The organism is Kitasatospora sp. NPDC001095 (assembly GCF_053598615.1).
On the sequence record NZ_JBSFKQ010000137.1, the window covers coordinates 1 to 1979 of the forward strand.

Consider the following 1979-nt stretch of genomic DNA (forward strand, 5'->3'; position numbering starts at 1 on the left):
GCCGCGTTCGGCGGCGCACTCGGCGTGACGACGACGTCGGGGCCGGGTGTGGCGCTGAAGTCGGAGACGATCGGCCTGGCGGTGTCGCTGGAACTGCCGCTGCTGGTGGTGGACATCCAGCGCGGCGGCCCGTCCACCGGGTTGCCGACGAAGACGGAGCAGGCGGACCTGCTGCAGGCGATGTTCGGACGCAACGGTGAGGCACCGGTGCCGATCGTCGCCCCGGCCACACCCGCGGAATGCTTCGACGCCGCGCTGGAGGCGGCCCGGATCGCGGTCACCTACCGCACCCCCGTATTCCTCCTCTCGGACGGCTACCTCGCCAACGGCTCCGAGCCCTGGCGCATCCCGGACGTCGACGAACTCCCCGAGATCGACCCACGCTTCGCAACCGGACCCAACCGCGAGGACGGCGCGTTCTGGCCCTACCTACGCGACCCCCACACCCTGGCCCGCCCCTGGGCCGTACCCGGCACACCCGGCCTGGAACACCGCATCGGCGGCATCGAGAAACAGGACGGCACCGGCAACATCTCCTACGACCCCGCCAACCACGACTTCATGGTCCGCACCCGCCAGGCCAAGATCGACGGCATCACCGTCAACCCCGTCGAGGTCGACGACCCCTCCGGCGACGCCCGCGTCCTGGTCCTCGGCTGGGGCTCCACCTACGGACCGATCACCGCCGCCGTGCGCCGCGTACGCGCCGACGGCGCCGAAATCGCCCAGGCCCACCTACGCAACCTCAACCCCTTCCCCGCCAACCTCGGCACCGTCCTGCGCAGCTACGAAAAGATCATCGTGCCCGAGATGAACCTCGGACAACTGGCCCTACTGCTCCGCGCGAAGTACCTGGTCGACGCCGAGTCCTACAACCAGGTCCGCGGACTGCCCTTCAAGGCCGCCCAACTCGCGGACGTACTCCGGGCCGCGATCGGCACCCTGGACGAGGAGGACCACCAGTGACCGACCACACCTACCCCTCCCTACGCCTCGTCCCCAAAACCGAACAACCCCAAAACGCCCGGGACTTCAAAACCGACCAGGAAGTACGCTGGTGCCCCGGCTGCGGCGACTACGCCATCCTCGCCGCCGTCCAGTCCTTCATGCCCGAACTCGGCATCCGACGCGAGAACACCGTATTCGTCTCCGGCATCGGCTGCTCCTCACGCTTCCCGTACTACATGAACACCTACGGCGTGCACTCCATCCACGGCCGCGCCCCGGCGATCGCCACCGGACTGGCCACCTCACGCCAGGACCTCAGCGTCTGGGTGGTCACCGGCGACGGCGACGCCCTGTCCATCGGCGGCAACCACCTCATCCACGCGCTGCGCAGGAACGTGAATCTGAAGATCCTGTTGTTCAACAACCGGATCTACGGTCTTACCAAGGGGCAGTACTCGCCGACGAGTGAGCTGGGCAAGGTCACGAAGTCGACGCCGATGGGCTCGCTGGACGCGCCGTTCAACCCGTTGTCGCTGGCGATCGGCGCGGAGGCCACCTTCGTCGCCCGCACGATCGACTCGGACCGTCAGCACCTGCAGTCGGTGTTGCGGGAGGCCGCCCTCCACGAGGGCACCGCGCTGGTGGAGATCTACCAGAACTGCAACATCTTCAACGACGGCGCGTTCGAGGTGCTGAAGGAGCCGGGCACCCGCGACGAGGCACTGATCCGCCTGGAACACGGCCGGCCGATCCGCTTCGGCACCGACCTGGCCAACGGCGTCTTCCGCGGCCACGATGGCGAGCTGTTCACCGCCCCCGTCACGGCCGACAACGAGGCGCGGGTGCTGGTTCACGACGCGCACGCCGCGAATCCGGCCACGGCGTTCGCGCTGTCCCGGATCGCGGACGCGGACACCCTCCACCACACCCCGATCGGTGTCCTGCGCAGTGTCCAACGGCCGGTCTACGACGAGTTGATGGCCGAGCAGCTGGCCACCGCCACCGCCCGGGGCGGCCCCGGCGACCTGGCC

1 protein-coding gene and 1 pseudogene are annotated in these 1979 nt (G+C 68.9%); both read left to right on the top strand.

What is annotated here, in order from left to right; genetic code table 11:
• Nucleotides 1-966: pseudogene (locus ACWDBB_RS36145) on the top strand (2-oxoacid:acceptor oxidoreductase subunit alpha); the annotation flags it as partial.
• A partial coding sequence (locus ACWDBB_RS36150; RefSeq protein ID WP_449793644.1) for a 2-oxoacid:ferredoxin oxidoreductase subunit beta occupies nt 963-1979 on the top strand: 1017 nt, incomplete at its 3' end. The pseudogene ACWDBB_RS36145 and the gene ACWDBB_RS36150, both read left to right, overlap by 4 nt.